This window comes from Arthrobacter sp. ASL1 (assembly GCF_056680475.1).
Genome location: NZ_CM155284.1, coordinates 885,753 through 911,553, shown reverse-complemented (window position 1 = coordinate 911,553; position 25,801 = coordinate 885,753). Strand labels below are relative to the sequence as shown.

The window sequence follows — 25,801 nt, the reverse complement described above, 5'->3', positions numbered from 1 at the left end:
AAGAGCCCGGGGGACAAGAGCGGTCGCGGGGGCGCGGCCGTCGATTCCCTGCGGGAATCATGGCGTGAGGGCATCCCCATGCCGCTCTGGCTCCAGGGTGCCCTGGAGTTCATCCAGTGTGCGTTCTTCTCCGCGGCACTCGTCGTCGTCCCGCTGATGGCCGTCTGGTTCTCCGACGGATTCGCCCATCGCTCGCTCGACTCGGTGTTCCGCATGTGCGGACAGGTGTGGCTGCTCATCCACGGGGTGCCGCTGGAACTGAACCTGGCCGCCGGCGGCGACTCCCCGGCCGTGGTGAGCGGGATGCTGACGTTCATCCCGCTGGGGCTGACGCTCATCCCGTTCTTCCTGGCCTGGCGTTCCGGGCGGCGGATCGCCCGCGCCTCCTACACCGACCAGCTGTGGCAGGGCATCGCCGGGGCACTGGGCGCCTACCTGCTCGTCGGGCTGGTCACCGGTTTCGCCGTGCCCACCGAGGAAGTCGGGGTGAACCTGGGTGCCGCGTCGTTGATCCCGTTGATCCCCGCCGGGCTCGGGGTCATCGTCGGCGTCCGGCGCGAGGCCGGCTCCTGGGGACGGCTGTTCGGCGTGGACTTCGTCGAATGGATCGCCACGACGAGCCAGCACTCCCGCTGGGCCGGTTCCTACCTCTGGTCGGTCATCCGCGCCGGCCTGGTGGGCTACGCGGTGACCTTCGGCCTGGCGGCGTTGGGACTGACCGCCTCCCTGGCGATGCACTGGCTCCAGATCTCGAACATCTACCAGCAGCTCCAGCCCGGACCGATTGGCGGAGCCGTGTTGACGATCGCCCAGCTCGGCGTGGTGCCCAACCTGGTGCTGTGGTCGCTGGCCTGGATCAGCGGCGGCGGCATCACCCTGGGCGTGGGCAGCACCCTGGGGCCGTTGGGGACCGCGGTCGGCCCGCTGCCCGCCATGCCGGTCCTGGGCGCACTGCCCGCCGGCGACCTGGGCTCGGCCTGGGTCTTCATGCTGTTGCCCGTGCTCGCCGGCATCCTGGCGGGTTGGTGGTTCCTGCGCGAGGGCGAGAACCACTTCGAGGACTGGATCTCCATCCGGCTCAAGGTGCGCTGGGCGGCGCTGGCGTTGTCGACGCTGCTGCTGGGCCTGTTCATCGGTGCGGTCGCCGGCCTGGTCTCGCTGCTGGGCAGCTGGCTGGCCGGTGGTTCGCTGGGCATCGGCCGGCTCACCGAGCTGGGCCCGAATGTCTGGATGACCGCCGTGCTGCTGGCCGGCGAGGTCGGGTTGGGCGTCATCATCGGCTACCTGGTGGCCCCGTTCCTGGAGCGCGACCCGGTCCTGGAGGACTGAGGCCGAACGGCTCAGGCCCGGACGTCGTGCAGGTGGTGGGCGACGTCGTGCCAGGCGTAGCGGGCCAGCGTCTGGATCGTGAATTCGGCGCCGTTGCCCCGCAGCCCGCGCCGGTGCAGGTCGCGGTTCAGGACGGCATCGAAGGCGTCGGCCAGTCCCCGGCCCGCTGCGGCCAGCTGGGTCGCGACGACCTGCGGTGACTGGTGGGCATAATCGTCCTCCAGTGCGGTGGCGTCCTGGTCCCAATCGGGAAAGGTCGGTGCGTCCTCCATGTACATCAGGTCCAGGCGGTAGTGCATCACCTTGAACACGTCGCGCACGTGAGCGGCATATTCCAGTGGGCTCCAGATGGTGGGCGCGCTCCGCACCGCCACGTCCTCGCGGCGCAGCACCCCGGCCCAGCGGGGCAACGATGCGCGCAGGTCCGCGGCGATCTGCTGCGGGCTCATGGCCGATGCGTCGGTACCGCATTCGTCGCAGCGCCGAGCGATGGCCCAGGTCCAGTCCTTGGTGTCCGGTTCCGGCTGGCCGGGGCCGCCGTCCGGGGCCGGTGCTTCGGGGCTCATGTTCCGATGACTCCTTGGAAGGTCGAGAGCTTCTGTTCGTAGTCGTGCTTGCACTGCGCCTGGGAGCGGTCGGTGACGGTGTCCGCCAGGCACTGCTCGTACTCCGCCGTCGGCTGGTAGAAGACGACCTGGGTCGAGGTCGAGATGGTGAACAGCAGGCACGCGAGCGTCGCCAGGGGGACGGTGATCCGCAGGACCCCGGGGAGCTTGCGCCGCAGCACCTTCACTGAGGCGACGATCCCGCAGACGACGCCGGCCCAACCGAACGCGACGGAAGCGATCTTCCACGGCAGTTCGATGGACGAGGTCAGGTAGGCCAGGACGACCAACAGCACGACGGCGCGGACCCATCCACTGACGGCGGCCAGGCGCGCGGCGGCGTCCTCTTCGGGTGCAGGCATGTCCTTAGCCTAGTCGGGCGCCGACCAGCACCTAAACTGGCAGGATGCGCATCGTTGTCCTCGTCTCCGGTACCGGTTCCAACCTCCAGGCCGTCATCGACGCCGTCGGCTCCGGGGAGCTCGACCTCGAGATCGCCGCAGTCGGCGCGGACCGTGCCGGCACCGGGGGAGTGGGGCGTTCGGATGCCGCCGGGATCGAGACGTTCGAGGTGCCCTTCCGCGACTATGCCGACCGGGCCGACTGGAACCACGCGCTCACGCAGAAGTGCCTGTCCTACAAGCCGGACTACGTGGTGTCCTCGGGCTTCATGCGGATCGTCGGCGAGGAGTTCATCGCCGCCTTCGACGGCACCTACGTCAACACCCACCCCGCACTGCTGCCCGCCTTCCCGGGAGCCCACGGCGTCCGCGACGCGCTGGCCTACGGCGTCAAGGTCACCGGGTGCACCGTCCACATCGCCGACGCCGGCGTGGATACCGGCCCCATCCTGGCCCAGCGTGCCGTCGAGGTGCTCGACGACGACACCGAGGAGTCCCTGCACGAACGCATCAAGGTCGCCGAGCGCACCCTGCTGATCGAAACCCTGTCGTCCCTGGCCGCGGGGCACCCCGCCCGCCGGTAGCCCGGGCGGCCACGTCACGACGGCGTGGGGACCGTGGCCACCCGGGCAGCGCGGGCCAGCCGTGCCCGGTTCCGTTGCCCGCGGTGCGCTGGGTACCGGAAATCGTTCCGCGATCCGGTCCGTTGACGATTCCTACTGGATCTCGGACCCGGGGTCGGGCAACTGCACGACCCGTTCGACACTGACCGAGGCCACGCCGTCGAGCGCCTCCAACCCGGCACGGCGCTCCTCGGCCACGGTCCCGGTGACCATGCCCAACGAGCCCAGGACCTGTTCGACGTCCATGCCTGCGGCGCGCAGCCGCCCGGCGGCCTCCTCGACCTCCTTGGCCTGCGCATCGGTGAGGGTAACGGTCACCCGGGTGCTCACGGTGCGTCGTCGCCCGGGCCGGGGTCTGCGGGTTGCGGGTCCGGTGGCGCGGCCTGCGGGGCGATGACGAGGCCGGAGCCCACGTCCACCGAGGCGGCGTCCAGCCGCTGGCCCACCTGGACCACTTCGGCCCAGAGCTCGCGGCCGCGCAATCCGGTGGATTCCGCCAGCAGCGCGGACACCCCCGCCGCGTGGGGGGTCGCCATGCTGGTCCCGCTGATCGTGTTGTAGCGCTTGGGCATCGGCCACGAGGAGTACACGGCCACGCCCGGCCCGGCCACGTCGACTTGGCCGCCCTGCAAGGTGGATGAACGGGCGGAGAAGTCGGCGACATCGAGGGCATCATCGACTGCCGCCACGGCCATGACGTAGGGGCTGTTGGCGGGGGTGCCGACGAAGCCCGGGTTCCCGGCGGAGCGCTGGGCGTTGTTCCCGGCAGCGGCAACGATCAGTGTGCCGTGTGACAGGGCGCGTTTGCCGGCAGCCACGTAGGGCGGATGGATCTGGTTCACATCGGCGCCAAGCGACATCGAGATCACCGCGCATCCCTGGGATATGGCCCAGTCGATGCCCGCCAGGATGCCGGCGTCGGATCCGGACCCTTCGTTGCTGAGCACCTTGCCCGCATAGATTTCGGCCTCGTAGGCGATGCCGTATCCGCGCCCACCGGAAAACTGCCGAGGGCCGCAGGAGGTGCCGATGCAGTGGGTTCCGTGCCCGTGCCCGTCATGTGGTGGTTCGCCATCGACGAAGGACTTGGTGACCACGGTCCGCCCGGCGAAGTCCGGGTGCGTCTCGTCGAAACCGGTGTCCAGGACGGCTACCTTGATGCCCTTGCCCGAATAGGGGGATTCGGCGGCGTGGGTCGCCAGCAACCCCCAGGTGAACTCATCCGTGTCGGCGAACGACTCCGGGCTGCCCGCCTCGGCCTCGGAGCGGTGCTTGCCCGCGGTCGGGGTCAGGATGTGGTGGATCAGTTCCGGATACCAGCGCAAGTGCGGGGTCCCGCCGACAGCGCGGGTCCGCAGCCCGGCCAGCTCGTTGTCGCCTGCCGCCACCACCGCAATGTTCAACTCGGAGAAGAACGTCCCGACGGTTCCGGTCATGGCCTCGGTCCGAGCCGCGTCGGTATCCAGGGCAGCCAGGTCCCGGGTGTTGGCAACATGCGTGAGGCCGCTGCTGGCCAGAACGCCCATCGGGTCGGCTTCGTCGTCGTCGAAAACCACAATGTAGCGGCCGGTGTGTTCTCCGGTCGAGCCGGAAAAGTCTGGATCCAACATGGCGCTGCCTCCACCCTAGTCACCGGGGAAGGACCCCCGGTAGGGTCAGTGTAGCCCCGGGAATCGGCCGGGGGAATGGGCCGGAGGAACCGCGCTAATGCAGCGCCGAGCCGCGGGTTTCCGGAGCCCGCAGGGCCATCCACGCGACGGCGATCAGGACCAGGGCACCGGCGGCAAGGAACGCGTTGGCCAACCCGAACACCGGCCACAACCATGCGAAGAGCAGGGGGCCGAACCCGGCGCCGAGCCGGCTGAAGGTGGAGGCCCAGCCGAATCCGGAACCGCGGAGTTCCGTCGGATACAGTTCCGAGACGTAGGTGTAGAGCACCGGGATCGCGATCTGGATGATGAACCCGAAGACGAGGAGCCAGGCCACCGCGAGGCGGGGTTGCGACAGGGACAGGGCGACCAGCACCAAGACGACGGCGGCCAACGGCCCGGTCACGCCCAGGAGCCATTTGCGGCCCACCCGGTCGATCAGCAGTGCGGCGACCGCCACGCCGGCCAAGCCGACCGCGGCCATGCCGGCCGTGCTGAACAGGGCGGCGGACTCGGCCATGCCGGCGTCGAGCAGGATGGTCGGCATCCACGTCAGCGCCAGGTAGTAGACGAGCAGCACCGTCAGGAAGAGGCCCCAGGCCGCCGCGGTGATCCGCCAGTTGAACGCCCACACGCGGCGCAGCTGGTCCAGCCATGACCCGGCGGACAGGGCGGGGACCGTGGCCGCATCGGGCAGCGTGTAGGGCTCCTCGACGGCACCGGTGCGGCGCACCAGGTCATCGATGACGGCCGAGGCCTCCCGCTGGCGGCCGGCACGAATGAGGAACAACGGGGATTCCGGGACCGAGCGGCGAATCCAGAAGACGAGGAGGGCCGGCAGCACCATGACCAGCAGGATCAGCCGCCAGTTCCCGGTGGCGGCCTGGATGACCGCCGAGATGAAGAACGCCGCGGCCGCGCCGACCGGCCACCAGCCGTCCATGGCGGTCAGTACCCGTCCACGCTGCCTCGCCGGGGTGAACTCGCCGACCAGGGCGTAGTCCACGGGGATGCACCCGCCGAGGCCGACACCCGCCAGGAAGCGGCACGCGGCGAAGAAGATGAAGTTTGGGGACAGCGCCCCGAGCACCGTGAACACCGAGAAGATCAGCAGCGTCCAGGTGAATGCCTGGCGCCGTCCGATCCGGTCGGCGATGGTGCCCCACATGAAGGCGCCCAGCGCCATGCCGATCAGGTTCGCGGTTCCCAGCCATGCCGCCGTCGTGCGCTCGAGCCCCCATTCCTGCATGACCAGGGGGATCAGCGCGCCGTTGAGGGTGACGTCCCAGGCGTCGAACATGAACCCGAGCCCGCCGATGACGAAGATCCTGCCCTGCACGCCCCACCGCCAGGGCAGGTTCTGGACGATCGCGTCCCCGGAGCGCAGGGTGCGGTACTCGTTCATGGCGTAGGGGTCCCCTCGGGTCTGGCTGGCGGGAAGATGTGGCCGTGCGCCGGCGTGGGCGGGCGCGGGCGGCCACCCAGCTCAAGATTAGCCGTTGTGATGGCGCCGATGCTGCCGACATGGTCTGGGTCCGGGAGATCGCGGGCACTACACTTGGTGGCGATCACCACACATCTGGCGTGCATTGCCGCACGCCTGAAGGGACCTGCACAACATGTCAGAGGAAACCACCGAGCGCGGAACCGAGCTCGAACCCCCCAAGAAATGGAAAATCATCGGCCCCGGCCTGGTCGTGGCGGCCACTGGCGTCGGCGCCGCCGATATGGTTTCGACCCTGGTCGCCGGCTCCAAGTTCGGCTACGGACTGCTCTGGGCGCTGATCGTCGGCGTCATCCTGAAGATCGTCCTCGTCGAGGGGGCCGGACGCTACTCCCTGGCCACGGGCAAGACGATCTTCGAGGGCTGGCGCACCCTGGGCCGCTGGCCCGTCTGGTACTTCGGGCCCTACATCATCATCTGGGGGTTCATCTACGGCGCCTCGGCCATGGCGTCCACCGCCCTTCCGCTGGCCGCGATCTTCCCCATGGTCCCGCAGTGGGTCTTCGCCATCGGCACCGGCCTGGCCGGATTCCTGCTGGTCTGGTTCAACCGCTACTCGGTCTTCGAGAAGATCACCGCAGTCCTGGTCGGCCTGATGTTCGTCACGATCGTCGGCCTGGCCATCATCGCCGTGCCCGACGTGCCCGCCATGCTCGCGGGCCTGGTCCCGCGCCTGCCCCACGGCTCCGTGCTGTACACGCTGGCCCTGGCCGGCGGCGTCGGCGGCACGATCACCCTGGCGGCCTACGGGTATTGGCTGCGCGAGAAGGGTTGGGTCAAGCCCGGCTGGATGCGCGTGATGCGGATCGACAACACCATGGCCTACGTCATGACCGGCATCTTCGTGATCTCCATGATGGTCGTCGGCACCGAGGTCGTCGCCGCTGCCGGTGTCACCATCGACGCCGGGGACAAGGGCCTGATCGACCTGAGCGACGTGCTCAAGGAAAAGTACGGCACCTTCATCGGCATCGCGTTCCTGGTCGGCTTCTTCGCCGCCGCGTTCTCCTCGGTCATCGGCGTGTGGAACGGGGTTTCGCTGATGTTCGCGGACTTCTGGGGCAACATCCGCGGAAAGGGCTCGGACCACAAGGATTCGCGCGCGCACGGCAAGTACTTCCGCTTCTACATCCTCTGGCTGACGTTCCCCCCGATGCTGCTGCTCCTGCTGGGCAAGCCCATCGCCCTGGTGCTGGCCTACGGTGTCCTCGGCTCGCTGTTCATGCCGTTCCTGGCCATCACGTTGTTGCCGCTGCTGAACACCAACCGGGTGCCCAAGGAATGGCGCAACCGCTGGTACACCAACACGGCGCTGGTCATCACCGCGGTGCTGTTCATCTGGCTCGGCATCTACCAGCTGGTGACCACCATCCTGAAGTACGTGTAGCGGCGGCTCACGCCACCGGCATCCCGGCGGGCGCCGGACGGACCCACCCAGGGGCCCGTCCGGCGCCCGTTGGCTTTCCTGGCACCACGCCGGGTGAAAGGCCTTATGCAGGGATCGCTGGCGGGGGTAGGCTCTGGTCATGGGAGTGGATTGGACGGCTTTGGAAGAGGCAATCCGGCGATCGGCATTGCGACAGGCACGGGACGTGATCGAGCATCATCCCGAGCACGTCTTCTATGCGGTGGCGCTCGATGGGGTGTCCACCGAACCCAGCGGACGGGTCGAACTCCCGGTCCTGGCCCTGAACTCCGAGCAGGCGCTCACCCGTGACCGCGGCCCCGTGGAGGTAGCCGACCTTGTCACCGAAGAACCCGAGGAAGTCGAGGAGGACGGTGAGGGGCCCGATCCGCTCAACCTGGGGACGGATTCCGACGCAGCCACCGTGGACGACGACGTCGAGGACGAGGCCACGGACGACGAGTCCGACGACGATGATGGTTTCGACATCGACGGGGAACTGCACCGACTGGAGGAAGAGGGCGAGGCCACAGAGGCCGACTCCAGCTACTACTCGGCCCGCTGGAACCCGCCGGACTGGCATTGGTGCTCGATGGAGCTCTTCGACGAATCAGCTGCCGAACTCTGGAGCCAGGCGCTCACCCGTGTCGCCGAATCCTCCGGCTGGGAACCGACGATCCGCCGCTTCTACGAGGTGCTGCTTTCGGTCACCGCCAGCCTGCGCGAGGAACTGGCCCAAGGCCGTAATGCCGACATCGTCGTGTACGTCTCCGACGACGACCACGCGGACGCCCTGTTGCGGCGCTGCCTGACCCCGGAGCAGCTCTCGCGTCATTTCCCCGATCTGGTCTCCTAACCGGCTTCGGCCGTCGGAAGGCGTACCTCGGCCACCACCGACCGGGTTCCCGACCGGACCTGGACCCGTTCGATCAGGGGTAGCTGGACCGGTACCGGACAGGTGATCGCCGACTTCCCGGTGGTCGTGGCCGTCCATGAGCCGACGCGTTCGGCTCTACCCGAGCCGGACTGGACCCACAGTTCCAATACCCCGGTCGTGGGCAGATCCGTGGCGGTGAGCGACAGCTCGGTCCCCCAGGCCTTCTTCTCGAGGTCCACCCGGGCCTGGACGCCGCGCTCGGAGGTCAACGTGTAGCTGGCCGTCGGCGCCGGCGCAGCGGGGTCCGTCGGGGAACCGGCCGCGTACCCGATGGCCCCACCGGCAGCCGCCGCGATGACGGCCACGGACGCGGCGAGCGCGACGGCCCGGCGGCGGGTGATACGCCGGCGCTCGTCCAGGCTCCGCAGCCACGCCTCGACCGGGCGACGCCTGCCGGCGTCCGTCGTGCCGCTGGCCACGGGGCGGACCGTACCGGCAGTGGGCGCGCCCCCCGCTGGCTGGCCCCCGCCGAGGAGTTGGTTGGCCTCCCGGGCCGATAGTGCTCCGAGCCGTGCGGGCAGGTCGCCGAGCCGGGCCAACTCGCTGCGGCACGCGGCGCAGCCGCTCAGATGCTCCCCGAATCGGGTCCGTTCGCCGTCCGAGAGCCCACCGAGCAGGTAGGCACCCAGGTCGTCGTGGCCGCCCGGTGTGTGGTCGATGCCGGTCATCCTTCCACCCCCATTTCCTCCAACACCGAACGCAGTTCGCGCAATGCGTAGAACGCCCGCGATTTCACGGTCCCCACCGGGATCCCCAACTCAATCGCGGCCTGGGCGACGCTGAGCCGGTTGTAGTGCAGGGCCAGAACCACGTCGCGGTGCCCGGCACTGATCCTGTGCAGCGCCTCTTCCATGAGCACGCGGGTGAGCAGCTCATCGATCCGCTCGACGGCATCGGGCATGGATTCGAGTGACGGGTCCGCACCGGAACGACGCGGGCGGCTGGCGGCCCGGCGGTAGTTGTCGATCATGACGTTGCGCGCCGTCCTGAACAGGTAGCCGCGCAGGCTGCCGGAGATCTCCGGGGCTGCCTGCCAGACCCTCAGCACCGTTTCCTGCACGACGTCCTCGGCAGCGTTGGGATCGCCCGAGGCGCGCCGGACGAAACGCAGCAGCGCCTCGCCATGTTCCCGGTACATCTCGGCGACCACCATCTCGTCCATTGACTGACCGTTCTTCCGCGTCCTGCGCATGGCCTCACCTCCTAGGACGCACGACGTCGTGCAATGGTTCACTTCCCCTGGCCGGGCCCGGAACTTCCACCGGTCGAGCTGAACCCATGATGTTCCCCATCCGTCTTAAGCGGTAGGGGAGCGGTAACCCAGCCACCCGGCCGGGGCGCCCCGCGAGGGAAGGACAAGGCGATGCGCAACATGCATGCACGCCGGCTGGCGCTGGCAGTGACCGCTCTGGCGATCACGACGACGGTGCTCTCCGGCTGCGGGGGAGGCAACAGCACTGCGGGCCAGGCCAGCGGCGGTGGTGGCTATGGGGCCGCCGCCAGTACGACGTCGGCCCCGGCCGCTTCGGGAACCGACCTGGGCACCAAATCGACCGGCCTCGGGACGATCGTCGTGGACGGGAAGGGGATGACGCTCTACTACTTCAAGAAGGACGCCCCGGGTACGGACACCAGCGCGTGCACGGCTGAATGCCTGGACGCCTGGCCCATCGCCAAGGCCTCCGCGGACCAGCCCACGGCTGCGGGTGTCTCGGGGAAGATCGGGACGATCAAGGCCGCCGATGGTGGCAAGCAGCTCACCCTGAACGGCCTGCCGCTGTACTACTTCGCCCAGGATAAGGCACCCGGCGACACGCTCGGACAAGGGCTGAACCAGCTCTGGTACGTCGCGGCACCCAACGGGGAGATGATCACCGCCTCGCCCGCCTCAACCGGCGGCTACTGACGCGGACGGGCAAGGTCGCCGGCCGGTCAACGGAGGCCACATCGACCGACGGGGGTGCATGCAACAAAAAACGCCGGGCCATGCGCTGGACGGTAGAGTGGGCAGCACCCCCACCCGCTGATTTCCCAGGGAGCTTTTCGTGAGCCAAACCGTCCTTGACCGTGTCCCGCTGCGTCGGGCACTGATCTCCGTCTACGACAAGACCGGGCTCGAGGACCTGGCACGTGGCCTGCACGCGGCCGGCGTCTCCATCGTGTCCACCGGTTCCACTGCGTCGAAGATCGCGGCAGCCGGCGTCCCGGTCACGGAGGTCTCCGAGGTCACCGGGTTCCAGGAATGCCTGGACGGCCGCGTGAAGACGCTGCACCCGCGGGTACACGCCGGCATCCTGGCCGACCGCCGCCTGCCCGAACACGTCCAGCAACTCACCGACCTGGGCATCGAGCCGTTCGACCTGGTCGTGGTCAACCTGTATCCGTTCGTGGACACCGTGAAATCCGGTGCCGGGCAGGACGCCGTCGTCGAGCAGATAGACATCGGCGGGCCCTCGATGGTCCGTGCCGCGGCGAAGAACCACCCCTCGGTCGCCGTCGTCGTGGATCCCGCCACGTACGGGGACGTCGTCGAGGCCGCCCAGTCTGGCGGATTCGACCTGAAGACCCGCCGCCGCCTGGCATCCCTGGCCTTCGCGCACACTGCCGCCTACGACACCGCCGTCGCCAGTTGGACCGCCGCCCAGTTCGGCGACGACGATGCCCCGGCGAAGTTCCCGCCCTACGCAGGCGTTGCCCTTGAACGGGCCGAAACCCTGCGCTACGGGGAGAACCCGCACCAGGCGGCCGCCCTGTATGTCGACAGCTCGGCCCCTGCCGGCATCGCCCAGGCCGAACAGCTGCACGGCAAGGCGATGAGCTACAACAACTTCACGGACGCCGATGCCGCTCTGCGTGCCGCCTTCGATTTCGCCGACCCGGCGGTCGCCGTGGTCAAGCACGCCAACCCGTGCGGTGTCGCCGTCGCCACGCCCGGCGCCGATGACCCGATCGCCGATGCGCACCGCAAGGCCCACGCCTGCGATCCGGTATCCGCCTACGGCGGGGTGATCGCCGCGAACCGCACCGTCACGGCAGGGATGGCCGAGACCATCCGGTCGATCTTCACCGAGGTCGTCATCGCGCCGGGCTTCGAGCCCGCGGCCCTGGAGATCCTCACGGCCAAGAAGAACATCCGCCTGCTGCAGTTGCCGGTCGGCTACGAGCGCGACGGCGTCGAATACAAGCAGATCTCCGGCGGCATGCTCCTCCAGGCCTCGGACCGGATCGATGCCGACGGCGACGACCCGGCCAACTGGACGCTGGCCGCCGGTGAAGCCGCCGACGAGGCAACGCTGGCCGACCTGGTCTTCGCCTGGCGCGCCATCCGGGCCGCCAAGTCCAACGCGATCCTGCTCGCCCGCGGCGGCGCCACCGTCGGCGTGGGCATGGGACAGGTCAACCGCGTGGATTCCTGCCGGCTGGCCGTCGAGCGTGCCAATACGCTCGGGGTCTCCGTCGAGTCCGACGTCGATGCCGCCGGTGGCGCGTCCGGAGCCGCGGATGCCTCTTCCGAAGAGCGGGCCCGCGGTGCCGTCGCCTCCTCCGACGCGTTCTTCCCGTTCGCCGACGGACTGCAGATCCTCATCGACGCCGGGGTGAAGGCCGTGGTCCATCCCGGCGGTTCGATCCGGGACGAGGAAGTCGTCGCCGCGGCCAAGGACGCCGGCATCACGATGTACTTCACCGGGGCACGCCACTTCTTCCACTGACAAAGCGGTGCCTTCCCGGCGCCGAGCACCTGTACGGCACGGCCGGTTCCCCACACACCGGGGGACCGGCCGCTGCCATCCGGGGCCCACCGCGGGCGGGGAGAAACTCATCCATTGGGGTGATCCCATCGACACGAATTGTCGATACATTGGGCCGACGGATCAATGGAGGGGGACCACATGCTGAATGCAACCATGGGCCAGCTGACGGCAACGGTGGAAACAGCGGATGATGGCCAGGGGAACCTGCTGGCGGGCTTGGTCATCGGTGCGTTTGCGCTGGTCGCGGCCATCTGGTGGTTCATCCACCGGTACCGTGTCTCCCGTCGTCCCGCGGCCGGCCGTGCCGAGCACGAGATGTTGCGGGAAGTGCATGGCCTGCGCCCGGAGCAGAAGGCAGTACAGGACCAAGCTTCCGTGAATTACCTGCGCCGCGGAAGAATCTAAGGCGGGGCCGGGCCGTGCGGTGCTTTTGGGGATCGACCAGGAAGCGGGAATTTCCCTTGCCCGCCCGTACCGGTTCTCGTAGGCTCCGGGAATGGGTCCACGCCTCGCGCGTCACGTGATCCGCCTGCTGGCCCTCATGGCCGTGGCGGCACTGTGCGGCTGCTCCGCACCGGCCACAGACAACTCTTCACCAACGTCAGCGGGCACTTCCACGTCGCAGGCCGTCGACGTCCCCAACGACACCCGCTGTGCAGCCCCAGTGGCCATCACTGCCCAGAACCTGGCTACCGGATCCACCAACGCACCCGCGGCGACGTGGGGACACGGCACCACGGGTGTCCTGCTGCTGCACCAGACCGATGGTGACGGCATGTGTGGTTGGGTCGCGGCGGCGGACACCTTGAACGGAATCGGTGGTGGTACCCGGTTTTTGGCTTTCGATCTCTGTGGCTACGGGCAGGCCGAATGCGCCGGTACGGAGGCCAACCAGAAATCCCAGATGATCGCCGGGGTCAAGCACCTGCGGGCGAGCGGGGCCCGCGAAGTGGTCATAGTGGGAGCCTCCCTTGGCGGATACCTGGCTGTTCATTGGGGCCGTGCCGCAGGCGCCGACGCCGTGCTCAGCCTGTCCGGCTATGGGATGGCCGGCGAAGAATCGTTCCGGAAGGACCTCCAGGTCATCGGCCGTCCGGTGCTGCTGGCCATGTCCCAGTCCGATGGCGAGGATCGGTTCGCGGAGTTGGAGCGACTGGCTTCGGACACGGGTGCTGAATTTACCGGCTTCGATACCGGCCATGGCTACACGATGCTGCCCGAAGCCATCGATGTCGTGGAAACGTGGGTCCGGCAGGTGGCTAGCGTCGAGCCGTGAGGACCTGATGCGCCAGGGCGGAAGATGGATCGAGGTCGGGCAACATGGCGGCCCCCTCGAGCGAGGTCGCCAGTGGTTCACGCACCTCGAGGTGCGGCCACAACGCAGCCAGCCGGGCGGTGAGTTGCGAGCGCACGCGCTCGCCCCGCAGGACCCCGCCGAGGAAGCAGACGGCGGGGGACTCCGACCGGTCCTCACCCACGCGGCGCAGCCCGGCGGCCACGGCCAAGGCGAGTTCCTCGGCCGCGGCGTCGCAGATGTCCCGGGCCACCTCGTCGGTCTCCGCCAACCGGGCGACATGTGCCGCGTAGGACGCGGTTCGCCGGATGCGGTCGGGATCGCGCTGCAGGTCGACATAGGCCTGGGCCAGGTCCGGGAACTCGGAGAGCATGACCTCGGTGAGGGCGGTGGCCGGGCCGCGCCCGTCGAAGGCGCGCATGACCGCGACGAGTGCCTCCCGGCCCAGCCAATATCCGCTGCCGGCGTCGCCCATGATGTACCCCCAGCCATCGATGCGCACGACCTCGGTGGCCCCGACAGCCAGCGTCACGGATCCGGTCCCCGCCGCGATGACGGCTCCGCGCGCATCGCCCAGGGCGCCCAGGTAGGAGCTGACGGAGTCGTGGACCAGATGGACGGTGGAGACGCCGAAACCCGCTGTGGCGGCGAGCAGGGCAGGTGCCAGGCTCTCGCCGTCGGTCAACCCCGAGAGCCCTGCGGACACGGTGGTGAAATCCAGCCCCGAAGCTGCCCGCGCCCGGCCGACGACGTCGGCGATCTGCGGGGCCAATGGGCGGTCGGTGAGGATGCCGCGGAATTCCTGGATCGGCAGGCCACCGCGGGCGGTGCCGTCCACGTCCCGAACCTGGGCGCGGATTCCCGTCTGCCCACCATCAATCGCCAGTGCCGCCTCGGGCATGCCCGCCACCCTTCGTCGGTAAGTGTTCGTGACGCCGATGCGGCGCCCGGAACATCATACCGGGCGTCGACCCGGCTGTGAGATTGGACACGAGGCCGACGATCGACCCGCGTGATGTGTGGCATTTCACAAATGGTGGCCTGGGGCAACCGGTAGCGTGGTGGCGACGGACGCCACGTCCGCCCCGAACGACCATCACGATCCACTGGAGCCACCATCATGAAGATCACCCGCACCCTGGGCGCAGGCGTTGCCATCGCCGCGGCCTCCCTGGCCCTGGCCGGATGTGCAGCCGGGGAACCGGCGGCCACACCGTCCGCCTCCTCGGAAACGGTCACCGTCGCCGCACCCGAAACGAACGCGCAGATGAAGGCCGAGGGCGCCGCCGGGCTCTCGGCCACCACGTTCTACTACTTCGAGGCGATGACCTACGCCCTGCAGACGGGAAAGACCGAGGGCATGCTCGCCGTCACCGATGACTGCGCGACCTGCACGAAGTCCGCCGAGGCCATCGCCAAGGTCTACGCCGACGGCGGCAAGATCGAGGGCGGCCAGCCCAAGCCCCAGGACGTCGCCGCCGTGGGCCAGGTGGACAAGAAGGGCGAACTGAGCGCCATCGTCCCGTTCATGCAGGATGCCGAAAAGACCCTCGACAAGGACGGCAAGGTCGTGGACCAAACCGAGTGGGACGCCGACGGGACCACCTACACCGTCACCGGACGCTACGCCGACGGCAGCTGGAAGATCACCTCGCTGAAGGAGACCCCGAACGCGAAGGCCCCCGAGGCCGAGTAGGCGCACCGCCTACCGCTGGACATCCGGTACGACGCCGGCGCCTGCCCCTCGTGGGGCGGGCGCCGGCGTCGTCTCATGCCGGTACGGAATATGGGCCGGAGGGGCCACTCGGGTAAGTTGGAGACGTTGAGATCATCACGTTGATCTCCCCAAACCGTTGACCTTCAGGGAGATGCCTCACCCATGGCAAAGATTATCTATACCCACACCGACGAAGCGCCGATGCTGGCCACCTACTCCTTCCTGCCCGTCGTCGAGGCCTTCGCCTCGACCGCCGGCGTGGACGTCGAGACCCGCGACATCTCGCTCGCCGGCCGCATCATCGCCGTCTTCGGTGACTTCCTGACCGAGGAGCAGCGCCAGCCCGACGCGCTGGCCGAACTCGGTGCCCTCGCGCGGACGCCCGAGGCGAACATCATCAAGTTGCCGAACATCAGCGCCTCGATCCCGCAGCTGAAGGCGGCCATCGCCGAACTCCAGTCCCAGGGCTACGCCCTGCCGGACTACCCGGACAACCCCTCCTCCGATGAGGAAACCGACATCCGCTCCCGCTATGACCGCATCAAGGGCTCGGCCGTGAACCCCGTACTGCGCGAGGGCAACTCGGACCGCCGCGCACCCCTGTCGGTGAAGAACTACGCCCGCAAGAACCCGCACACCATGGGCGCCTGGTCCAAGGACTCCAAGACCAACGTCGCCACCATGGACGGCGGCGACTTCCGCGCCAACGAGAAGTCGGTCGTCATTGCCGACGACGACCAGCTTGAGATCCGCTTCACCGCCGAGGACGGCAGCGTCAAGGTCCTGAAGAAGGCGTTCCCTGTCCTGGCGGGCGAGGTCATCGACGGCACGTTCATGTCCGCGGCGAAGCTGGACGAGTTCCTGGCCGCCCAGGTCGCCCGCGCCCAGGACGAGGGCGTGCTCTTCTCCGCCCACCTGAAGGCCACCATGATGAAGGTCTCCGACCCGATCATCTTCGGCCACGTCGTCAAGGCGTTCCTCCCCGACCTCTTCGCCACCTATGGCGACGACCTCGAGGCCGCTGGCCTGAGCGCCAACAACGGCCTGGCCGCCATCCTTGGCGGGCTGGACGAGGTCTCCGAGAGCGTGCGTGACGGCGTGAAGAAGGCCATCCAGGACGGGCTGTCCAACGGCCCGGCCATCGCCATGGTGGATTCGGACCACGGGATCACCAACCTGCACGTTCCCTCGGACGTCATCGTGGACGCCTCGATGCCGGCCATGATCCGCACCTCCGGCCACATGTGGGGCGCCGACGGCGGCGAGCACGACACCCTGGCCGTCCTGCCCGACAGCTCCTACGCCGGCGTCTACCAGGCCGTCGTCGACGACTGCCGCGCCCACGGCGCCTACGACCCGACCACGATGGGCACCGTCCCGAACGTCGGCCTGATGGCCCAGGCCGCCGAGGAATACGGCAGCCACGACAAGACCTTCGAACTTGCCGCCGCCGGCACCGTGCAGATCGTCAATGCCGCCGGCCACGTGCTCATCGAGCACAAGGTCGAGCAGGGCGACATCTGGCGCGCCTGCCAGACCAAGGACATCCCGATCCGCGACTGGGTCAAGCTGGCCGTCACCCGCGCCCGCGCCTCCGAGACCCCCGCGGTCTTCTGGCTCGACGAGACCCGCGCCCACGACCGCAACCTGATCGCCAAGGTCAATGAATACCTCGCCGGGCACGACACCGAGGGCCTGACCCTGGAGATCATGTCCCCGATCGACGCCACCGCCTACACGCTCGACCGCATCCGCCGCGGAGAGGACACCATCTCCGTCTCCGGCAACGTGCTGCGCGACTACCTCACCGACCTCTTCCCGATCCTGGAACTGGGCACCTCGGCGAAGATGCTCTCCGTGGTCCCGCTGATCAATGGCGGCGGACTGTTCGAGACCGGTGCCGGTGGTTCCGCCCCCAAGCACGTCTCGCAGCTGCTGAAGGAAAACCACCTGCGCTGGGATTCCCTCGGCGAATTCCTGGCCCTGGCCGTCAGCTTCGAGCACCTGGCCACCTCGACCGGAAACGCCCGCGCGCAGGTCCTGGCCGACACGCTGGACGCCGCCACCGGCACCTTCCTGCTGGAGAACAAGTCGCCCAAGCGCAAGGTCGGCGAACTCGACAACCGCGGCAGCCACTTCTACCTGGCCATGTACTGGGCCCAGGAGCTGGCGAAGCAGGAGCAGGACGCCGAGCTGGCCGCAGCCTTCGCCGAAATCGCGAAGGACTTCGCCACGAACGAGGACGCCATCAACGCCGAACTGCTCGGCGTGCAGGGCTCCGCCGTGGAGCTCGGCGGCTACTACCGTCCCTCGGACGAGGCCGCGACGCAGGCCATGCGCCCGTCCGCCACGCTGAACCGCGTGCTGGACACCCTGTCCCGGAAGTAGCACGGTCGCCGGGGTAGCCGGCTTCCCAGAGCATGACGACGGCGCGTTGCCCGGTGATTGCCACCGGGCGGCGCGCCGTTTGTTGTGTCCGGGCCGGGAGGCAAGGGCCCGCGGACCATGAAGGGGCTTGAGCCCCGCTATGCGACTTGTCGGAGAAGGATGGCAGTGGGGGGTGCTCTCACCATTCCGAGAGTCTTGTGGCGACTATTGTGGCTCTTCACAATCCAGAGTGTATGGGGCCTGAATCCTCCGCATTCCAGCAGTGATCGGGCGATGTAGTTCGTCAGGTTCCGGAACCCCAAAGCGGATCCGCGCCTGGCTGGTCCAACCGCGGCTCGTCCTTCTTCAAGCCACAGTCAGGGAGGTGGTCCACGGCTTTCTCGCCGAGCAGGGAGGTCAGCGGCCATGGCCGGGACCTGGGACTTGGAGAGCCGGGTAATACTCAGGGACTCGACGAGCTTCGCCATTCGACGAGTCGAGACGCCCAGCAGGTAGCAGGCGGCCACCACAGAAGTCAGGGCCGCCTCGGCACGGCGCCGGCGCTCCAGCAACCAGTCCGGAAAATACGAGCCCTGGCGCAGCTTGGGGATGGCCACGTCCAGGGTCCCGGCCCGGGTGTTGAAGTCCTGGTGGCGGCACCCGTTGCGGGAGTCCTCCTTGCCGGGGCAGTGTCCCCGATGCCGGCGCGGGTTTGGCTCCGCCCCCGTGCTCAGGCAGTGCTAGCGAGGATCAGGCGCGCCGCTTCCGATGGTTGGTCCCAGTGCGGGAAGTGACCGCAGTTTTCGAACCAGTGGAGTGTTGCATCCGGGAACAGCTCCGTGGCTCGCGCCGCCTCGCTGGGAGCGGTGACCTTGTCCTTTCGACCCCATCCAATGACCACTTTGCCCTTGAGTGAACCGGACGGTGCGCCTTCCTGGCGGGGCCCGTGAATCAGCGCGTTGAGGGCCGGGTCAAGACTGGTCGATGTCTTGAACCCGCGAAGCTCATGCAGGACCAGATCCTGCGGCAGCCTCCAGGGGTGGGCGGAGAACTGAGCCAACAGGGCCGTGCGACCCACCGGGTTGCCCGTGAGGAAGGGGAGCGCCGGTTGGATGCGGCGCACCAGTGCGACGGATGCTTTGATGCTTGCACCAAAGATCGCTGCCTGGCGGTCACTCCAGAAGCCTCCAGGGTCAAGGGCGATCGTGGTACCAGCGTGCCCTCGCCGTGCCATCTCCATTGCCATCCGGGCGCCCATGGAGCTGCCTACCAGATCAATGTCACCCAGTTCCTCGTCGCGGATGTAGGCTTCGACGGCATCGGTCAGCGTGGCAATGGTGGTTTCGCCGGTCAGCGGCGCGGATTCGCCGCAACCGGGGAGGTCGACGGCGATTACCTCGCGTTTAGCGGCCAGCGCCGGGATTACCGGGTTCCAGTTACCAATACTGGAACCGAGCCCATGGATCAGGAGGAGTGGCTTACCGGAGCCTTGCCGGGTTGAGTGCAGCATGAGTTCACTCTAGGTGGTGGTGCAACATATCTGGCCAGAAAGTCATCTTGCGAAAGGCCTGACCGCACAGAGCCGGCCGGCGTTCCATTCGTCGACGGCCTCGGCCGTGATCGTTCGCTGGACATCGGTGGAGTAGGACGTCATTTATGGGGAGATGTCCGTCTTTTCGGCCGCGGCGCCGGCCGACGCCCAGGCAGATCGGTGGTTAAAGGCTAAGGCGCCCGATCCAGAACCGAGGTCGATCGCTTGCTCGCTGCCGGAGCCACCCTCATAGGACGTCGGGGAGACGACGGCTTCCGCTGGTTCACGCACGCCGACCGCAGGGCAATGAGTTCGACGTGGCCCAGCACGCCTGACTCGTGGCCGCGTCAAGTCCGTGTCAGCTCGAGGACAGCGTGGGGGAAGCCGCCAGCAGGGCGCGGGTGTACTCGTGTCGTGGGTCGGCAAACACCTGCTCGGTGGGACCGCTTTCCACGATCCGCCCGTCGCGCATGACGGCCAGCCGATCGCTGACATGGCGGACGACGGCTAGGTCGTGCGAGATGAACAGGTAGCCCAGCCCGAGCCGGGTCTGCAGGTCATCGAGGAGGTCGAGGATCTGCGCCTGCACCGACACGTCCAGGGCGGACACCGGTTCGTCGCAGATGAGCACACGGGGGCCGGGAGCCAGGGCCCGGGCGATGGCGACCCGCTGGCGTTGCCCGCCCGAGAGCGTGGACGGATGGCGCCCTGCCAGCGTCGGATCCAGGCCGACCAGCTCCAGCAGGCCCGCCGGGTCGTGGGCACCTTCGGGCGCGCTGCCGGTCGTGGTCGCGGCCAGCGCGTCGGCCAGGATGGCGCCCACTCGTCGGCGGGGGTCGAACGAGCTGAGCGGGTCCTGGTAGATGGCACCCAGCCGTGTCCGCCGGGGCCGCCTGGACGCCTCCGGCAGCGGCACCCATGGCTCGCCGAACAACTCGACCGTTCCGGACTCCGGAACGTCCAGGCCCAGGAGGATCCGCGCCGTCGTGCTCTTGCCCGATCCCGAAGCCCCGACCAGACCGAGGGTCCGCCCCGCTTCGATGCGCAGGCTCACATCGGCGGCCGCATGCTGGATACCTCCGCCGAGGACTGGGAAGCTGCGTACCAGGTTCCTGGCCTCCAGGACCGGTCCTCCGGTCGACGGCGAGGAGTCCGGCAGCTTGGCGTCCGGCGCATTTGGTCCGGCACCTGAACCGCCGGTCGGGGCGGAGAGCCGGGTGCCCCGCGGGCGGCCGGCGGGAACGGCGCGCAGCAGCATCCGCGTGTACTCGTGCTCCGGCGCCCCCAGCACCTGTTCCGTCGACCCCTGTTCGAGGATCCGGCCGCCGCGCATGATCGCCACCCGATCGGCGACCGCGGAGACGACCGCCAGGTCGTGGCTGATCAGCAGCAGCGACGACCCACCGGCGCGCAAGCCACCGAGCAGATCCAGGACCTGCGCCTGGGCCTCGGCGTCCAGCGCGGTGGTGGGTTCATCGGCGATCAGCAGGTCCGGATCCAGGGCCGTGGCCGCGGCGATGAGGGCCCGCTGGCGCATGCCCCCGGACAGTTCACCGGCCCGGCGTCCGGCATCGGCTGCAGCGAGGCCCATCGATTCCAGCAGGCCGGCGACCTTCGCCGCACGCTCCGCCGGGGACAGCGCGGTGTGCAGGCGCAGCGCATCGTCGATCTCCCGGCCGACGGTCCGCAGCGGGTCCAGGGAGACGAGTGCATCCTGGAGCACCAGGCCGATCCGCGACCCGCGCAGCCGGCGCCAAGCGCGTTGCCCGGCACTGGAGAGATCGGTCCCGTCGAAGTCCAGTGTGCGGGCGGCGGCCCGGGAGCCGCGGCCGGCCAACCCCAGCAGCGCGCGAGCGGTGACGGATTTGCCGGAGCCGGATTCGCCCACCAGGGCCAGGCATTCGCCCCGGCCGATCTGCAGGGACACATCCTGGACGACGGCCGTGCCGGAGAAGCCGACGTCGAGCCCGTCGACGCGCAACAGGGGTGCAACAGTCATGCGCCCACCGCCCGGCGTTGAAGGGTCCGGCCCAGTACGGTGCTCGAGGCCGCCGTGGCGACGATCGCCAGCCCGGGGAAGAACGTCATCCACCAGGCGAAGCCCAGATAGGTGCGTCCGGCGGCGAGCATCGCGCCCCACTCCGGCGCCGGGGGTGCCTCGCCCAGGCCCAGGAAGCTCAACGCCGACGCCCAGACCACTGCCTGCCCGATGCCCAGGGTGGCCAACACCAGCACGGGTCCCAGCGCGTTGGGCAACAGGTGCCTGGCGAGGATCCGGGCGGGGGAGTGGCCGAGCACGCGGGCGGCCTCGATCATCGGCGAGGTGCGCAGCGCGCGCACCTGCGTGCGGATGATCCGGGCATAGCCCGGCGCGGTCGACAACCCAACGGCGACGATCGTGGTCGCCACGCCCGGGCCCGCCAGCGCGATGAAGACCAGGGCCAACAGCAGCCCGGGCAGCGCCAGCAGGACCTCGACGATGCGCCCGACCCCGGCATCGAGCCAGCGCCCACCCAGCCCCGCCGCCAGGCCAAGCACCAGCGCCAGGCCCAGGCCCAGCGCGGTGGCCGCGGCCCCGATGAGCAGCGAGGGACGGGCCCCGTGCACGATGCGTGAATAGATGTCCCGGCCCGATTCGTCGGTGCCCAGCCAATGCGCGCCGGACGGGCCGCGGAACGCCGCCGACGGGTCGATCGCCAGCGGATCGGTCGGGGCCAGCCATCCGGGCACCAGCGCGGCGAGCACCAGGAACAACGCCGTCAGTGCCGCCACGGCGGGCAGGATATTGCCGGCCCGCAGCCAACCGGCCCGTGGCCCGCGCCGCAGGGTACCGGCGCGGCGAGTCGAGGCGTTGCCCATGCCGCTCACCGGTCCCTGGTCCGCGGGTCGATGGCCTGTTCGGCCAGGTCGGAGACGGCCATGACCACCACGTAGGCCAGCGCCGAGACCAGGGCCACCCCGGTGACCAGCGGGACGTCGCGCAGGGTCACCGCCTGCAGCAGGCTGCGGCCCAGGCCCGGGCGGGCGAAGATCGATTCGACGACGACGGCACCGGAGACCAGGGATCCCAGCGCCCACCCGGACAGGGCGATCCCGGGCAGTGCCGCGTGGCGCAGGGCGTGGCGCAGCACGACGCCGGCCTCGGACTCCCCGCGGGCGCGGGCCGAGAGTGCGAAGGGGGAGTTCATGGCGGTGAGCATCGATTCGCGCATCACCTGGCCCAGGAATCCGGCCAGCGGCAACGCCAGCGTGATGACCGGCATGATGAGTCCGGGGGCGCTGCCGTTGCTCACCGGTGGCAGCCAGCCCCACGCGGTGGAGAAGAGCAGCACCAGCACCGAGCCGAGCCAGAAGTGCGGCACGGAGGCCGCAGCGATTTCCAGTGCGGAACCGACCACTGCGGCGCCGCGGCCGCCGAGCCCGGACCAGAGCGCCAGCCCCAGGGCCAGGATCCATGCCAGTACCCACGCGCCGACGGCCAGTCCGAGCGTGCCGGGCAGCTGGTCGCCGAGCAGTTGCGCCACCGGGACCTTCAGCGCATAGGAGGTCCCCAGGTCCCCGGTCGCCAGCCGGCCCAGCTGCGAGAGGTACTGGACCCACAGGGGCTGGTCGAGCCCGTATTCGGCGCGCGCGGCGTCCAGCGCTTCGGCGGAGGCCTGGGACCCGGGTCCGCCCATGATGGCCTCGGCCGGGTCCCCGGGGATCAGCCGGATGGCCAGGAAGATCAGCGTGGCCACGGCCCACAGCACGAACACCGCCGAGCCGATCCGGCGGGCCAGCCAGAGCCCCGCGGCCCGCCACCGTCCATTCCGGGGCACGACGGCTCGGCCTCCCCGGCGGGGGAAGCCGCCGCCGGGGGAGCCCAGCAATGCCGTCTCAGCCATGCGCCGCCGTCGTGCCTAGTCCTGCAGCCAGGTGTCGTGGAACGTGGGGGAGGCCACCGCCGTGGTGGCGCCCACGCCGTGCAGCTGCTGGCCGTACAGGAAGTGGTTCTGCTGGTCGTACAACGGCAGGATGTAGTAGCCGCCGAGCACGATCTGCTGCGCCTGCGTGTACTTGTCCTTGCGTTCCGCCGGGTCGGTGGTGGCGCTGGCGGCCTCCAGCAGGGCGTCGAGCTTCGGGTCCTTCACCTGCGCATGGTTGGCGAAGTAGCCCGAGGGCGCCGGGACCGTGTTGGAGGAGTGGAAGAGGATGCTCAGCACGTCCGGGCCCACCTTGGTGTAGGGGGCGGAGACCAGGTCGTACTGGTTCTCCCCGAGGACGCCGTACCAGCTGGAGAGATCCAGGAGGTCCAGCTTGACCTCGAATCCGGCCTCCTTGGCGGTGGCCTGCAGCTGCTGGAAGAGCGACTGCTCGGCCGGTACCGACTGGTTGGTGCTCACGGGGAAGGCCAACGACAGGCGCTTGCCGTCCTTGGTGCGGTATCCGGCATCGTCGCGCTGGTCCCAGCCGGCCTCGTCGAGCAGGCGGTTGGCCGCGGCCAGGTCGCGGCCGAAGAGGGACTTGTCGGAGTAGCCCATCGGCTCGACGCTGGACAGCGCCGAGTAGGAGCGCTTCGCGGTGTCGAAGAACAGCGAGGAGATGCCGTCATCGACGTTCACGGCACGGACGAAGGCCTCGCGGACCTTTTCGTCGTTGAACGGTGCCTTGGAGGAATTGAGCTCGATCCGGTTCGAGGCGCCCGGGCGCGGGGCATCGAGGTGGCCGATGGTGCCCGAGTCCTCGGCGGCCTTGATGGTGTCCGGCTGGGCGTTGTCGATGATGTCCACGGTGCCCGACTGCAGGGCCGCGTAACGGGTGGCGGCCTCGGGGATGAACTTCCAGGTGATGCCGTCCAGGTAGGCCGGGCCGTCGTGGCCGGAGCCCTGCACCGGCGGGGTGTAGTCCTCGTTGCGGACGAGCTCGACGGAGTCCTGCTTCGTCCATTTCTCCACGGTGAACGGGCCGGTGCCCACCGGGGAGGCACAGTTCTCGGCCTGGCTGCGCTTCAGGGCCTTCGCCGATTCCATCGCGACCCACGGCATGGAGAAGGACTCGAGCAGCGCCGAATCCGGGGCGGAGAGGTTCAGGCGCAGGGTCGTGTCATCGACGACGTCCATGGTCTTGATCTTCGCCACGGCCAGGTAGCCGGTGGAGGAGGCGGTGTCCGGGTCCTGCAGGTGCTCGATGTTGGCCTTGACCGTGGCGGCGTCGAACGCTGTCCCGTCGGTGAACGTGATCCCGTCGCGCAGCTTCAGCGTCCACGTCTTGCCGTCGGCGGAGACCTCGGCGCCGGAGGCCAGCCACGGGACGATCTTGCCGTCGTCGTCCTTGGTGTACAGCGTCTCGAGGAACTGCCCGGCCAGCAGTGCCTGCGGGTAGTTCCCTCCCACATGGGGGTCCAGGCAGGTCGGTTCGGCGTCGCCGGAGGCGTAGACCATCGTGCCGCCGCTGACCGGTTCGCCCGCGGCGGACGGGTCACCTGCGCCGCCGGATCCGCCGGAGCCGGCACAACCGGCCAACAGGAGCGAGGCGGCGAGCAGGCCGGCAACGGTGGTTGCCGGGCGTGCGGAACGGGGGAATGCGGGCATGGCTGACTTCCTCGACAGGTGCTGGGGTGTCGCCAACCCGGGCTGCGGGCCGGCGACGAAGCGGTGCGGTGGTGCGCTAAGCGCCCCACCATCCTAGTCCAGACCCCCGCGCCGCGCCGTGGCGCCCGTCATTGTCGAAGACGACTGCACCGGCAGGATCAGAGTGCCAGAGGTGTGCAGGCGACTATGAACCGTTAATTGTTCGGCGTAGCGTGCACAACATGTCAGAAGTTCGCTGCACAGAATTTCACGGCGTGTGGTGGTTTAGGTTCTGCAGCTGCCCACATTCAATGGCTCGGTAGACAGTAGAGCGAGCGATCCTGAACAGCTCAGCCGGCTCGGCCTTGCCGTGTTCCCCAGCGGCGTGGAGTTCGAGTAGGTGCTTTTCTTGCATCGCCGAGAGTCTGGGCTGCTTCCCCCGAAGTCGACCTTTGGCTTTGGCGACCTTCATTCCTTCGCGGGTGCGCATCCGAATAGGGTCGACTTCCAACTCGGAGATCATCGCCAACACCGTGAACAGCAGTTTGCCCATTGGGTCGGTAGGTTCATGGACGGAACCGTCGATGCTGAGCTTGGCTTCGCGCCGGGCGGGGTCATCGGCAATTTCGTGGGCATCCCGAACGGAACGGACCAGGCGGTCAAGCTTGGTCACAGCAAACGTGTCCCCCGCGCGGCACGCGGCCAAGGCCTCGCGCAGGCCAGGACGATTCTTGTTCATGCTGGTAAGCCCATGATCAACATAGACACGTTCCGAGTCGACGCCAAGGGCTGGCCCGGCATCACGCTGCGCGGTGAGGTCTTGCTATTTCGTGGACACTTGTACGTAGCGAGTGGTGATCTCAGACATGCAGATCAGTGCGCCGCGTAGTTCCTTCACCGGACAAGTCACCGGAAGGGTCTTACGGGACGGCGTTGGCCCGGTGCTCTCGGCAACTCATATTTTGATCCGTCGTGCCCGGTGGAGGACCGGCTTGCGGGCCGCGCGCATAGGCGGTGCGGAGGTAGCGGAAGAACGCTCTACGTTGGTTAGTCGCGATGTGGTCATAGCGGAGTGTGGTCCTCTACGAGTTGGCGTTGAGTGTCGGCAGCATCGTTCCTCATGTCTGCGCGCGGAAAG

Annotated in this window: 23 protein-coding genes and 2 pseudogenes; 10 read left to right on the top strand and 15 right to left on the bottom strand. The window is 68.8% G+C overall.

Annotated features, from left to right (window positions below; all coding sequences use genetic code 11):
- Positions 1-78: 78 nt before the first annotated feature.
- Positions 79-1,329 carry a cell division protein PerM gene (locus AC1MEQ_RS04270; RefSeq protein ID WP_479796054.1) on the top strand — a complete coding sequence of 417 codons (1,251 nt, stop codon included), beginning with the start codon at positions 79-81 and terminating at the stop codon, positions 1,327-1,329.
- An 11-nt stretch (positions 1,330-1,340) separates the two neighbouring features.
- On the opposite strand, the gene AC1MEQ_RS04265 is transcribed toward AC1MEQ_RS04270, so the two are convergent.
- Complete coding sequence (locus AC1MEQ_RS04265) at positions 1,341-1,895, bottom strand: DinB family protein (protein ID WP_479794252.1); 555 nt, start codon at positions 1,893-1,895, stop codon at positions 1,341-1,343.
- A complete protein-coding gene (locus AC1MEQ_RS04260) occupies positions 1,892-2,296 on the bottom strand; it encodes a hypothetical protein (protein ID WP_479794250.1) in 405 nt (134 codons plus the stop codon). Before AC1MEQ_RS04260 ends, AC1MEQ_RS04265 begins: the two co-directional genes overlap by 4 nt.
- Positions 2,297-2,340: 44 nt before the next feature.
- On the opposite strand from AC1MEQ_RS04260, the gene purN reads away from it, so the two are divergent.
- Positions 2,341-2,919 (top strand): phosphoribosylglycinamide formyltransferase, encoded by a 579-nt coding sequence (gene purN, locus AC1MEQ_RS04255; protein ID WP_479794249.1) that lies wholly within the window; start codon positions 2,341-2,343, stop codon positions 2,917-2,919.
- Positions 2,920-3,051: 132 nt separating this feature from the next.
- Here the strand turns inward: purN and AC1MEQ_RS04250 are convergent, their stop codons facing one another.
- The 3 genes from AC1MEQ_RS04250 to AC1MEQ_RS04240 all read right to left on the bottom strand — a co-directional run bounded on the left by AC1MEQ_RS04250 (position 3,052) and on the right by AC1MEQ_RS04240 (position 6,012).
- Complete coding sequence (locus AC1MEQ_RS04250; protein WP_479794248.1) at positions 3,052-3,288, bottom strand: hypothetical protein; 237 nt, start codon at positions 3,286-3,288, stop codon at positions 3,052-3,054.
- Entirely contained in the window at positions 3,285-4,568 is a 1,284-nt protein-coding gene (locus tag AC1MEQ_RS04245; protein ID WP_479794247.1) for a S8 family serine peptidase, read from the bottom strand. Before AC1MEQ_RS04245 ends, AC1MEQ_RS04250 begins: the two co-directional genes overlap by 4 nt.
- Before the next feature lie 94 nt (positions 4,569-4,662).
- Positions 4,663-6,012: an MFS transporter gene (locus tag AC1MEQ_RS04240; protein WP_479794245.1), complete on the bottom strand. Its 1,350-nt coding sequence runs from the start codon at positions 6,010-6,012 to the stop codon at positions 4,663-4,665.
- A gap of 214 nt (positions 6,013-6,226) precedes the next feature.
- On the opposite strand from AC1MEQ_RS04240, the gene AC1MEQ_RS04235 reads away from it, so the two are divergent.
- A complete protein-coding gene (locus AC1MEQ_RS04235; protein WP_479794243.1) occupies positions 6,227-7,498 on the top strand; it encodes an Nramp family divalent metal transporter in 1,272 nt (423 codons plus the stop codon).
- A 205-nt stretch (positions 7,499-7,703) separates the two neighbouring features.
- The gene (locus AC1MEQ_RS04230; RefSeq protein WP_479794241.1) at positions 7,704-8,372 is read left to right on the top strand and encodes a hypothetical protein; all 669 of its coding nucleotides are present in this window, start codon (positions 7,704-7,706) and stop codon (positions 8,370-8,372) included.
- On the opposite strand, the gene AC1MEQ_RS04225 is transcribed toward AC1MEQ_RS04230, so the two are convergent.
- Together AC1MEQ_RS04225 and AC1MEQ_RS04220 are read right to left on the bottom strand one after the other, a co-directional pair.
- Entirely contained in the window at positions 8,369-9,121 is a 753-nt protein-coding gene (locus AC1MEQ_RS04225; protein WP_479794239.1) for an anti-sigma factor family protein, read from the bottom strand. The genes AC1MEQ_RS04230 and AC1MEQ_RS04225 overlap by 4 nt on opposite strands.
- Complete coding sequence (locus AC1MEQ_RS04220; protein ID WP_479794237.1) at positions 9,118-9,615, bottom strand: sigma-70 family RNA polymerase sigma factor; 498 nt, start codon at positions 9,613-9,615, stop codon at positions 9,118-9,120. Before AC1MEQ_RS04220 ends, AC1MEQ_RS04225 begins: the two co-directional genes overlap by 4 nt.
- 201 nt (positions 9,616-9,816) lie before the next feature.
- Between AC1MEQ_RS04220 and AC1MEQ_RS04215 the strand changes: the two genes are divergently transcribed.
- The 4 genes from AC1MEQ_RS04215 (at position 9,817) to AC1MEQ_RS04200 (ending at position 13,481) form a co-directional block, all read left to right on the top strand.
- Positions 9,817-10,359, top strand: coding sequence for a COG4315 family predicted lipoprotein (locus AC1MEQ_RS04215; RefSeq protein ID WP_479794235.1), 543 nt, complete (start codon positions 9,817-9,819; stop codon positions 10,357-10,359).
- 139 nt (positions 10,360-10,498) lie between these two features.
- The gene (gene purH / locus AC1MEQ_RS04210; RefSeq protein ID WP_479794233.1) at positions 10,499-12,163 is read left to right on the top strand and encodes a bifunctional phosphoribosylaminoimidazolecarboxamide formyltransferase/IMP cyclohydrolase; all 1,665 of its coding nucleotides are present in this window, start codon (positions 10,499-10,501) and stop codon (positions 12,161-12,163) included.
- A gap of 180 nt (positions 12,164-12,343) precedes the next feature.
- Positions 12,344-12,610 carry a hypothetical protein gene (locus AC1MEQ_RS04205; RefSeq protein ID WP_479794232.1) on the top strand — a complete coding sequence of 89 codons (267 nt, stop codon included), beginning with the start codon at positions 12,344-12,346 and terminating at the stop codon, positions 12,608-12,610.
- Between the two features lie 91 nt (positions 12,611-12,701).
- Positions 12,702-13,481 carry an alpha/beta hydrolase family protein gene (locus AC1MEQ_RS04200; protein ID WP_479794230.1) on the top strand — a complete coding sequence of 260 codons (780 nt, stop codon included), beginning with the start codon at positions 12,702-12,704 and terminating at the stop codon, positions 13,479-13,481.
- Here the strand turns inward: AC1MEQ_RS04200 and AC1MEQ_RS04195 are convergent.
- Positions 13,465-14,400 carry an N-acetylglucosamine kinase gene (locus tag AC1MEQ_RS04195; RefSeq protein WP_479794228.1) on the bottom strand — a complete coding sequence of 312 codons (936 nt, stop codon included), beginning with the start codon at positions 14,398-14,400 and terminating at the stop codon, positions 13,465-13,467. The genes AC1MEQ_RS04200 and AC1MEQ_RS04195 overlap by 17 nt on opposite strands.
- A gap of 219 nt (positions 14,401-14,619) precedes the next feature.
- On the opposite strand from AC1MEQ_RS04195, the gene AC1MEQ_RS04190 reads away from it, so the two are divergent.
- Positions 14,620-15,195: a DUF6318 family protein gene (locus tag AC1MEQ_RS04190; protein ID WP_479794226.1), complete on the top strand. Its 576-nt coding sequence runs from the start codon at positions 14,620-14,622 to the stop codon at positions 15,193-15,195.
- 183 nt (positions 15,196-15,378) lie between these two features.
- The gene (locus tag AC1MEQ_RS04185; protein WP_479794224.1) at positions 15,379-17,604 is read left to right on the top strand and encodes an NADP-dependent isocitrate dehydrogenase; all 2,226 of its coding nucleotides are present in this window, start codon (positions 15,379-15,381) and stop codon (positions 17,602-17,604) included.
- Positions 17,605-17,978: 374 nt separating this feature from the next.
- On the opposite strand, the pseudogene AC1MEQ_RS04180 reads toward AC1MEQ_RS04185, so the two are convergent.
- The 7 genes and pseudogenes from AC1MEQ_RS04180 to AC1MEQ_RS04150 all read right to left on the bottom strand — a co-directional run.
- Positions 17,979-18,263 (bottom strand): annotated as a pseudogene (locus AC1MEQ_RS04180) (transposase); the annotation flags it as partial.
- 50 nt (positions 18,264-18,313) lie between these two features.
- Positions 18,314-19,093: an alpha/beta fold hydrolase gene (locus AC1MEQ_RS04175; protein ID WP_479794222.1), complete on the bottom strand. Its 780-nt coding sequence runs from the start codon at positions 19,091-19,093 to the stop codon at positions 18,314-18,316.
- Between the two features lie 379 nt (positions 19,094-19,472).
- A complete protein-coding gene (locus AC1MEQ_RS04170; RefSeq protein WP_479794220.1) occupies positions 19,473-21,113 on the bottom strand; it encodes a dipeptide ABC transporter ATP-binding protein in 1,641 nt (546 codons plus the stop codon).
- On the bottom strand, positions 21,110-21,973 hold the full coding sequence (locus AC1MEQ_RS04165) for an ABC transporter permease (RefSeq protein WP_479796052.1): 864 nt from the start codon (positions 21,971-21,973) through the stop codon (positions 21,110-21,112). Before AC1MEQ_RS04165 ends, AC1MEQ_RS04170 begins: the two co-directional genes overlap by 4 nt.
- Before the next feature lie 5 nt (positions 21,974-21,978).
- Entirely contained in the window at positions 21,979-22,998 is a 1,020-nt protein-coding gene (locus tag AC1MEQ_RS04160) for an ABC transporter permease (RefSeq protein ID WP_479794218.1), read from the bottom strand.
- Between the two features lie 15 nt (positions 22,999-23,013).
- Positions 23,014-24,684, bottom strand: a complete 1,671-nt coding sequence (locus AC1MEQ_RS04155) for an ABC transporter substrate-binding protein (protein WP_479794216.1) — start codon at positions 24,682-24,684, stop codon at positions 23,014-23,016.
- 247 nt (positions 24,685-24,931) lie between these two features.
- A pseudogene (locus AC1MEQ_RS04150) lies at positions 24,932-25,531 on the bottom strand (recombinase family protein).
- Positions 25,532-25,801: the final 270 nt, after the last annotated feature.